Here is a 9,576-nt window from a genome sequence, read left to right as displayed (position 1 = left end):
GCCTAGGATCAAGCCGGTCCCGCGCGTGCGCGTCCAGTCTGCCGCGCCGAAACGCGAAGCGCGGCCGGCGCGCGAGCGGCGCGACGCCAAAGCGGTCGCGCATCCGGCGCAGCCGACGCCCGCGGCGGAAGCGGCGCCGCCCAGTTTCCTCATCGCGGTCATCGGCGATTCCGAAGCCACGCGTCTCGCGGAAGGTCTCGACGACGCCTTCGCCGACGATCCGCGCGTCGGCATCGTCGATAAGAGCAAGGAAGACAGCGGCCTGGTGCGCGACGACTTCTACGATTGGCGCAAGCAGGTGAAAGCAATTCTCGACGGTCCCGAGCATTTCGACCTTGTGGTGATGCAGATCGGCGTCAACGACAACCAGAAACTGCGTCAGGATCCGGACCATCAACTCGATCCGCTGTCGAAGCCGTTCAACGAGGCCTATGCCCAACGCGTGGACGAGATCGCCGCCGCTTTCCGCGACAAGAACGTGCCGCTGGTCTGGGTCGGCCTGCCGATCATGCGCAGCCCCGGCCTCTCCAGCGCGGCGCTCGTCTTCAACGACATCGCCAGGCAGCATGCGACGGCCGCCGGGGCGCGCTATGTCGATTTGTGGGAGGCGTTTTCTGACGTCAATTCGGCCTACAAGGCCTCCGGTCCCGACATCAACGGCGCCATCGTGAGGCTGCGCGGCCCCGACGGGGTGCATTTCAATCTCGCGGGCGCGCGCAAGGCCGCGCATTTCGTCGAGCCGGAAGTCAAGAAGGTGCTGGAGGCCAAGTTGCAACCCCCGGAAGCGGCGCCGCCGCAGCCGGAAAACCCGGCCTCCGTTCAGCCGCCGGCCGCGCCCGAATCGGAAGCCCCCGCGCCACGCCCGGAAAAACCGCTGGCGGGCAAGGTCACGCCGCTCAACGATCCCGTCCTTTCGCCCGGCGGCGCGCTGGCCGAGGCGCCGAGGGCGGCGGCGATCAAGCCCGATGTCGCGCCCCAGCCGGGACGCGCGGACGATTTCTCCTGGCCGAAACAGGCCGCCGCGCCCAAATGATCAGGAGGCGAGCGGCGTGATCACCACGCCGGTGAACGCCATCACCAGTTCGCCGCGCTGGTTGACGGCGCGATTGAGGTTTTGCACCAGCCCCAGGCCCGGCTTGGAGGTCGGGCGTTTGGCGATGATCTGGGTGGAGAAGCGGATGCGGTCTCCGACCAGCACGGGCTTGCGCCAGACCATGTCGGCAAATCCCGGCGAAGCCCGGCTCGGCACTTCTCCGCCCGCCGCCTCCCGGCGCAGGCCGATGAAGTGCCGCATCCAGCAGCAGGCGGTTTGGAGGCCCGCCGCCGACATGGCGCCGAGCACATGTTTCTTGCCTTCGGCCTCGTCGAGATGGAAGGGAAACGGATCGAAGTCCTGCGCATAGGCGCGGATATAGCTGGCCGAGAACAGCCGCTCGCCGAGATCGGCATAGGCGCCGATTTTCGCGCGGCCGTAATGGTCCGGCAGGGCGGCGAAACGATCGTCCACGCGGATCGGCGGCTCCGGCGTCGCCGGGCGCGGCGGCGCGGCGGCGGGCGGCTTTGTCAGCGGCTCGCGGCGCGAAAACAGGGTGGAGCTGGTCTGCCGCATCACCTCGACGCCGTCCTGGTTGCGCAGGATCGTCTCGAACTTGACGATTCCGGCGTCCAGCCGCGAGCGCAGGTCGGTTTTTTCGAGCGTCCGGGTTTGCGCGTGCAGCGCGTCGCCGGGCCGCACGGGGGCGAGCCAGCGGTTGTCCTCGATGCCGATCCCGGCGAGGCAGGCGCTGGCGCCCAGCCAGTCGTCCGCCATCATCCGCATCAGGGCGGAGCAGGTGTGCCAGCCCGAGGCCGCGAGACCGCCGAGCAGGGTGTGCCTGGCCAGTTCGGCGTCCATGTGGAAGGTCTGGGCGTCATATTCCGCGGCGAAGGCGATGATGGCCTCCTCCGAAAAACCGTAGGCGCCATAGGTTCGGGTTTCGCCGGGCGTGAAATCCTCGAAATGGATCAGGCTCATTCAGGCTTCCTTCCGCAAGCGCGCATCCTGCACGGGCGAATCGGGATTGACAATGGCGCGGCCGCAAACGGAGGTTGCGGCAATTTGACCTTCCCATAGCAGTTCGAAAGCGTTTTATTATTTCGGTCACATGCCCCTGTTATGGCGCTGTCATGAACCGCCGCCTTCGCCTCCTGAGACGCCCGTTCGCGCGGGCCATGGTCACATGAAAATTTGCATCGTCAGCGACGCCTGGAAACCTCAAGTCAATGGCGTGGCCATCACCCTCGCCAATCTGATCGCCGCCGGAGAGAAACTCGGCGTCGAATTCGCCGTGATCGGCCCCGATCGCTTCTCGACCATAGCCGCGCCCTCCTATCCGGAAATCCGGCTGGCGCTGGCCGGTCCGGGCGCCGTGGGCGAACATATTCGCGCGGAGCGGCCGGACCATATCCACATCGCCACCGAGGGGCCGCTCGGCGTCGCCGCCGCCTATTGGTGCCCGCGCAATGGGGAAATTTTCACAACCTCCTACCACACCCGCTTTCCCGAATATGTCGAGGCGCGCTGGCCGATTCCGGCCTCGTGGTCCTATGCGGCGCTGCGAAAATTCCATTCCGGCGGCGCCGGCCTGATGGTGGCGACGCAAACCCTTTCGGACGAACTGGTGTCGCGCGGTTTTTCGCGCCCGATGCTCTGGCCGCGCGGGGTGGATGAAACCCTGTTCTCCCCCAAGACCGAGCTTCCCGTGGAATTGGCCGGCCTGCCGCGCCCGTTTTTCCTTTATTGCGGGCGCCTCGCGCCGGAAAAGAACATTGAGGCGTTTCTCGGACTCGATCTTCCCGGTTCGAAAATCGTGGTCGGCGACGGGCCGTCGCGCGCGGATCTCGAAGCCAAGTTCCCACGGGCCGTGTTCGTGGGCGTCAAGACGCGCGGGGAGTTGGCTCCCTATTATTCGGCCGCCGACGTGTTCGTCTTCCCCAGCCGCACCGACACATTCGGCAATGTCATGCTGGAGGCGCTGGCCTGCGGCGCGCCGGTGGCGGCCTTTCCCGTCACCGGTCCCGTCGATATTGTCACCGACCCGAAAATCGGCGTGCTCGACGAGGATTTGCGCGCGGCCTGTCTGGCGGCGCTCAAACTGTCGCGCGCGGATTGCCGCGCCCACGCCTTGCGCTACACTTGGCCCGAAAGCGCCAAAATGTTTCTCGACAATGTTGCGCGCGCGAGGGCGTCCGCGATATCGCGTAAGGTGCCCGCCTGAAGGCGCGGGAGAGCGTTCATGCTCGTCGATGGCAAATGGTCGGAAAATTGGCGGCCGGCGCAGGCCACCGACGCCAAGGGCGGTTTTCTGCGTCAAACCTCGGCGTTCCGCGCCTGGGTGACGCCCGACGGCGCGCCCGGTCCGACCGGCGAGGGCGGTTTTCGGGCCGAGGCGGGGCGCTACCATCTTTATGCGGCGCTGGTCTGCCCCTGGGCCTCGCGCGCCCTGATCGCGCGAAAACTTAAAGGCCTCGAAGCGGCCGTCAGCCTGTCGATCGTCGAGCCCGCCCTGACCGACCAGGGCTGGCGTTTCGGCGATTATCCCGGCGCCACCGACGACCCGGTCAATGGCGCGATCTGGCTGCATGAGATTTACACCAAGGCCGATCCGCATTTCACCGGACGCGCCACCGTGCCGGTTCTCTGGGACAAGCAGCGTCAGACCATCGTCAATAATGAATCGGCCGATATTCTCCGAATGTTCAATTCCGGCTTCGGCGCTCTCGCCGACGACGCGCTGGACCTCTATCCCGAAGATTTGCGTGAAAAGATCGACGCGCTGAACGACGACATCTATCCGCGTCTCAACAATGGCGTCTATCGCGCCGGCTTCGCCACCACCCAGGAAGCCTATCAAGAGGCCTTCCAGCAGGTTTTCGCGACGCTCGACGCGCTGGAGTTGCGCCTTGAAGGCCCGTTTCTGTTCGGCGCGCGGCTGGTGGAGACCGACATCCGCCTGTTCGTCACCCTGATTCGTTTCGACGCGGCCTATCACGGCCTGTTCAAATGCAACCGGCGCCGCCTCGCCGACTACCCCCGCCTGAGCGGTTGGCTGAATCGGGTGCTGGATGTGCCCGGCGTGCGAAAAACCGTCAGTATCGACCATATCAAGCGCGGCTATTATTCGATCAAGGCGCTCAATCCCAACGGGATCGTTCCGCTCGGTCCCGATCTGTCCGCTCTGGGGTTTTAAATGGCGCGCCCGCTGATCATCCTGCTGCATGGCGTCCACGCCGACGGCGCCAACCTGCTCCCGTTAAAAGATTTCCTGCTGGCGGAACTGGCCGGCGTCGATGTGGTCGCGCCCGACGCGCCCTTCCCGACGCCGCTGGGTTTTCAGTGGTTCAGCCTCGATGGCGTCACCCCGGAAAACCGGCCGGGCCGGATCGTCGCGGCGCGCGCGGCGTTCGACGCTCTGCTGAAACCCCTGATCGCCGGGCGTAAAACCGCCCTGTTCGGATTCTCGCAGGGCGGGATGATGGCGCTCGACCTGCTCGTCACCGGACGCTGGCCGGTCGCGGCCGTCGCCGGATTTTCCACGCGGCTGGCTTCGCCGCCGCCGTTCACGCCCGTCCGGGCGCCGGCGCTGCTGGTTCATGGCGACGATGATTCGGTGATCCCGGCGTCGGAGGGGGTCGAAGCGGGGGCGGCGCTGCGCGCGCTCGGTCTGAGCGTGGAAACCCACGTCCTGCCTGGCGTCGATCATTGCATCACGCCGGAGGGCATGCGGCTGGCGGCGGAATTTTTCAGGGCGAACCTGCCCGCGCCGCTCGCCTAGAGTATCCCCGCTTCACTTGAAGCGGGGATACTCTAGATTCTTTTTAAAACGCATATCCTTTTCGCAAAACCGGCGTCCACTTTTGCGGGATATGCTAATAAATCCCGACCGGAAAATATTTCAGATAGAATTCCGTGAGTTTCCCGGATTCGTCCAGCTTTTGCAGCGCCCAGTTGAGCCGGCGTCGCGTCTCCCGGTCGTCGGGCCGCACGCCGATGCCGACGCCTTCGCCGAAATAGGCCGGCTCCAGCCAATCGCCGCCGACAAAGGCGCAGCCCGGCGTCTCGTTCATCCACAGGCTGAGCGAAATGGCGTCGCCAAAACCGGCGTCCACCTGTTTTTCCAACACCGCGCGCATCATTTTCTCGCGGGAGTCGAAGGGGACCACAACCGCGCGCGGGAAAAACTTGCGCAAAAACGCCTCATGCGCGCCGCCCGCCTCGACGCCGATCTTCTTGTCGGCGAGGCCTTCGGGTCGCGCGTCGAGCGAATCCCCCGCCGGGGCGGCGAAGCGCGCCGGGGTGAAATAATAGGGCTCGGTGAAGATCGCCCGGTTTCCGGCGGCGGCCGGCTTGATCGAGGCGATCAGGGCGTCGCCCTCTTTTGCCGCCAGCGCGTCGAGCAGATTGTCCCAGCGGCGCGGCTGAATGGTGCAGGTGGCCTGCAATTGCTCGCAGATCGCCTTGGCGACCTCGATGTTGAAGCCGGCGAGCGCGCCCTGGGGATCGACGAATTCGAATGGCGGGTAGTCGTCGCTGGTGAGAAAACGCAGGTTTTGCTTGTCCTGCGCGGGCGGCGCCTGGACGCGGCGATGCGGGTCGGAAAAGGCCGGCAGGAACACATCCTGCGCGCGCGCGGATCCGAAAATACAACCTGACGCTAGAAAAACATTAAATATCAGCGCGATGGCCGTCATGAGCTTGGCGCGGCGCTGCAACTTCTGGATAAATGCGTCTTCGGACTGAATCGCCATCTCGGCCTCGGAGATTCGGATCCCCCTCATATAACAGGCACAGGCCCTTGCAGGCGCCCGCAACGACAAAAAATGCGCTGCCCGCCGAGATCGCCTTTCTCGCCGAGGCTGGCGTGGATCAGGGGGTATTGATATGGGCGGCGCGGCGGGCGCGCTGCCAGGGCGTCGGCGCCGATGAACTCTTGATCGCCGAAGGCCTGATCGAGGAGGACGCCTATTACCGCGCCTTGGCGCGGCGGCTGAACTGCCCCTGCCTGGAAGGCGCGGCGGCGCTCGCGCCCGGTTTCGACTATCGCGCCGCGCTGCGCGCCAGCGTCGCGCGCGCCGACCCGGACCGCGAAAGCTTCGACTGGATCCTGTCGCCGCGTGGAAAACAGGTGCGCGACCTGCTGGCGCTGTCTGGCGGGGCGCCCCGCCGCATCGCGGTCTGCGCGCCGAAGACTTTCTCCGCGCTGGTGCGCGCGGCCGGCCGGCGCGCGCTCGCCGACGACGCCGCCTTCGCCCTGTCGCGCGCGGCGCCGCGCCTGTCGGCCTGCGCGCCGCAATTGCGCTGGAGCAATTTCGTGTTCATTCTCGCCAGTCTCGGCCTGCTCGCGGGCGTGATGGCCGCCTGGCGGGACGTCTTCGACATCGCCACGCTGATCCTGGCGTCGCTGTTCTATGGCGGCATCTACGTGCGGCTCTGCGCCACCGCCGCCTCAATGCCGACCGACGCGGCGCCCGCGCCGCGCCTGAGCGACGCCGACTTGCCCACCTATACGATCATCGCGCCGTTGCACCGCGAGGCCGCTGTCGCCGCGCAATGCGTCAACGCCTTGCGCGCGCTGGATTATCCCGCCGCCAAGCTCGACATCAAGCTGGTGGTCGAGGAGGACGATTCCGAAACCTATATCGCCCTGAGTCGCGCCGGGCTCGCCCCGTACATGGAGGTGGTGGTCGCGCCAGGCGGGCAGCCAAGAACAAAGCCGCGGGCGCTGAATGTCGCGCTGCCGCTGGCGCGTGGCGAACTCCTGGCCATTTTCGACGCCGAGGACCGGCCCGAGCCCCTGCAATTGCGGATCGCGGCGGAACGATTCGCGGTTTCGCCGGCGAATGTCGCGTGCCTGCAAGCGCGCATCGCCATCGACAACGGCCATGAGAACTGGCTCGCCTATTTTTTCGCCATTTCCTACGCGGCCCTGTTCGATGTCATCAATCCCGGCCTGGGCGAACTCGGTCTGCCCATGCCGCTCGGGGGCACGTCAAACCATTTCCGCACCGCGCTGTTGCGGCGGATGGTGGGTTGGGACGCCTGGAACGTCACCGAGGACGCCGATCTCGGCCTGCGGTTCGCCCGCTTCGGCTACGAGGTTCACGCCATCGACGCCGCGACCTACGAGGACGCGCCGGTGACCTTGTCGGCCTGGCTCGGGCAGAGGTCGCGCTGGATGAAGGGCTGGATGCAGACGCTTGCCGTCTTCCTGCGCACGCCGCGCGCGCAGATTCGCAAGATGGGTTCGTTCCAGGCCTTCGCGGCGATCTGCGCCATGGCGAGCCTGCTCGCGGGGCCGTTGTTCGGGCCGTTTTACGGTCTGCGTCTCGGCCATGACCTATGGTTCGGCGATCTGCTCGATCCAAAGGACTGGCGCGCCGTGATCGTTTCGGGCTTCAGCCTGTCGGTGGTGTTTTTCGGCTTGCTGGCCTTCGTGCTGCCCAATGTCATGGGCATGCGGCGGCGGGGACTGAAAGCCTCGGCGCTTCTGATCCTGTCGCCGGTCTACATGCTCCTCGTGTCCCTCGCCGCCTGGAGGGCGCTGTGGGAGTGGACGCGCCAGCCGTTCGTCTGGACCAAGACGGAGCATGCGCCGCGTCCGGGCGCCGCGCGATCCCATTTTTCCGTCAACCGCCCCCAGGCGCCGCAAACCGCGCAGCCATATTCGGCCTTCGCGGGTCTTGCGGATAGCGAATGAGGACTGGCCTTTTTCGCGGCTCGTCGCGCAAGCTCGGTCGCGCGCACAAAATCGCTCTGGATTAACGACGCCTCCTTTCCATGCTTGACCCGACCAAAACCTTGGGGCAAGCCAAGGCATTGGATAGGACAAGGTTGGAACGGTCATGTCGGGAGAGGTTTTGCGCGACGAATTTTCAACGCGGCTGGTCGCGGTCGCCGAAGCTGCGGAAAAGATGCTCGACCGCCTGCTGTCGCCGCACCTGCTGCCCGGCGAGAAGGACCGTCCGCCCCGGCTGCTGGAGGCGGTTCGTTACGGCGCGCTCGGCGGCGGCAAGAGGTTGCGCCCGTTCCTGCTGGTCGAGACCGCGCGCATGCTGGGCGTCGAGGGCGACGGCGTTTTGCGCGCGGCTTGCGCGCTTGAGATGATTCATTGTTATTCGCTGGTGCATGACGACCTTCCGGCCATGGACAATGACGATTTGCGCCGGGGCCGCCCCACGGTTCACAAGGCGTTTGACGAAGCCTGCGCCATTCTCGCCGGCGACGCCCTGCTGACCTATGCCTTCGACGTGATCGCCGACGCCCCGACCCATCCCGACCCGGCGGTGCGCGCCGATCTCACGCTGATGCTGGCCCGCGCGGCGGGCCTTGGCGGCATGGTCGGCGGGCAGGCGCTCGATCTGGAGGCGGAATCGCGCAAAACGCCGCACAGCCGCGAATTCGTGATGCTGATGCAATCGATGAAAACCGGCGCGTTGCTGCTCAACGCGGTTGAGGCCGGCGCGCGCATCGGCGGCGCCAATCCCGCGCAGACGGCGGCGCTCAGCCATTACGGCGCCTTGTTGGGCGCGGCCTTCCAGGTCGCCGACGACATTCTGGACGCCGAGGGCGACACGGCGGCTCTGGGCAAGCGCGCGGGAAAAGACGCCGACCGCAACAAGGCCACGCTCGTCGCCGTGCTCGGTCTCGACGGGGCGCGCCAGCGCCGCGACGCCCTTGCGCGCGAGGCGATCGACGCTCTGAGCGGCTTTGGCGACAGAGCGACGATTTTGGCCGAGGCTGCGCGCTTCACCGCCTTGAGAAAGTCGTGACCGCCGAGGCTGTTCGCCGCTGGCCCAAGCCGCTGCGCGTCCTGCGCGCGCGTCCGCGTCTGTTTTCCTGCGGCCTGATCGGCGCCGCCGTCGGGCTTTTCATGCCGGAGGAATGGCGCGCGATCACGCGCGGCCTGATCGGCTGGAATGTCGCGGTCTGGTCCTATCTGGTCGCCGCCGGTCTGATGATCTTCAAATCCGAGCACAAGGACATTCACCGCCGCGCCACCTTCGAGGATGACGGGCGCTATATGGTGCTGACCCTGGCTGCGGTCGCGGCCACCGCGTCGTTCGGCGCGATTTTCGCGCAACTCGGCTCGCTCAAGGATGTGACCTATCCCGTCAAGGGCTTGCACATCGGCTTGGCGCTCGCGACCATCGTCGGGTCCTGGCTGTTCGTTCATCTGACCTTCGCGCTGCATTACGCGCACGAGTTTTTCCGCACCGGCAAGCCCGACGAGGCCGGCAAATGGACCGGCGGCGTCGCTTTCCCCGGCGTGGACCGGCCGGACTACCCGGATTTTCTCTATTTTTCCTATGTGATCGGCGTGGCCTGCGCCACGGCGGATGTGAACATCACCGGCCGGCCCATGCGACGGCTGGCGACCGTCCACTGTATACTGTCGTTTTTCTACAACAATGCGGTGCTGGCGATGAGCATCAACATCGGGGCAGGGTTTATTGGGGGGTGAGATCGCCCAGCAACAACCGACGCCATACCCCGGCGGCGGATGAACCACCATAATCTCGCCGCATCGGTCCCATCGG

General features: G+C 66.1%; 9 protein-coding genes. 7 read left to right on the top strand and 2 right to left on the bottom strand.

Annotated features, from left to right (window positions below):
* Positions 1-1,033 (top strand): SGNH/GDSL hydrolase family protein (locus tag CCR94_RS10470; protein WP_146089947.1); only part of this gene is annotated, 1,033 nt, incomplete at its 5' end.
* Here the strand turns inward: CCR94_RS10470 and CCR94_RS10465 are convergent.
* Positions 1,034-2,014 carry a MaoC/PaaZ C-terminal domain-containing protein gene (locus CCR94_RS10465; protein WP_104507805.1) on the bottom strand — a complete coding sequence of 327 codons (981 nt, stop codon included), beginning with the start codon at positions 2,012-2,014 and terminating at the stop codon, positions 1,034-1,036.
* 205 nt (positions 2,015-2,219) lie between these two features.
* Between CCR94_RS10465 and CCR94_RS10460 the strand changes: the two genes are divergently transcribed.
* The 3 genes from CCR94_RS10460 to CCR94_RS10450 are packed head-to-tail and all read left to right on the top strand — an operon-like array spanning position 2,220 to position 4,814.
* On the top strand, positions 2,220-3,257 hold the full coding sequence (locus tag CCR94_RS10460; protein WP_104507804.1) for a glycosyltransferase family 4 protein: 1,038 nt from the start codon (positions 2,220-2,222) through the stop codon (positions 3,255-3,257).
* An 18-nt stretch (positions 3,258-3,275) separates the two neighbouring features.
* Positions 3,276-4,229: a glutathione S-transferase family protein gene (locus CCR94_RS10455; RefSeq protein WP_104507803.1), complete on the top strand. Its 954-nt coding sequence runs from the start codon at positions 3,276-3,278 to the stop codon at positions 4,227-4,229.
* On the top strand, positions 4,230-4,814 hold the full coding sequence (locus CCR94_RS10450) for an alpha/beta hydrolase (protein ID WP_104507802.1): 585 nt from the start codon (positions 4,230-4,232) through the stop codon (positions 4,812-4,814). It abuts the gene before it with no gap.
* Positions 4,815-4,908: 94 nt separating this feature from the next.
* On the opposite strand, the gene CCR94_RS10445 is transcribed toward CCR94_RS10450, so the two are convergent.
* Entirely contained in the window at positions 4,909-5,787 is an 879-nt protein-coding gene (locus CCR94_RS10445) for a transporter substrate-binding domain-containing protein (protein ID WP_244594025.1), read from the bottom strand.
* 47 nt (positions 5,788-5,834) lie between these two features.
* On the opposite strand from CCR94_RS10445, the gene CCR94_RS10440 reads away from it, so the two are divergent.
* The 3 genes from CCR94_RS10440 (at position 5,835) to CCR94_RS10430 (ending at position 9,500) form a co-directional block, all read left to right on the top strand.
* The gene (locus CCR94_RS10440) at positions 5,835-7,736 is read left to right on the top strand and encodes a glycosyltransferase family 2 protein (RefSeq protein ID WP_158254704.1); all 1,902 of its coding nucleotides are present in this window, start codon (positions 5,835-5,837) and stop codon (positions 7,734-7,736) included.
* 145 nt (positions 7,737-7,881) lie between these two features.
* Positions 7,882-8,808: a polyprenyl synthetase family protein gene (locus tag CCR94_RS10435; protein ID WP_104507800.1), complete on the top strand. Its 927-nt coding sequence runs from the start codon at positions 7,882-7,884 to the stop codon at positions 8,806-8,808.
* Positions 8,805-9,500: a DUF1345 domain-containing protein gene (locus CCR94_RS10430; protein ID WP_244594024.1), complete on the top strand. Its 696-nt coding sequence runs from the start codon at positions 8,805-8,807 to the stop codon at positions 9,498-9,500. Before CCR94_RS10435 ends, CCR94_RS10430 begins: the two co-directional genes overlap by 4 nt.
* Positions 9,501-9,576: the final 76 nt, after the last annotated feature.

This window comes from Rhodoblastus sphagnicola (assembly GCF_002937075.1).
GTDB classification, from domain to species: domain Bacteria; phylum Pseudomonadota; class Alphaproteobacteria; order Rhizobiales; family Beijerinckiaceae; genus Rhodoblastus; species Rhodoblastus sphagnicola.
This window is presented reverse-complemented; position numbering and strand designations above follow the sequence as displayed.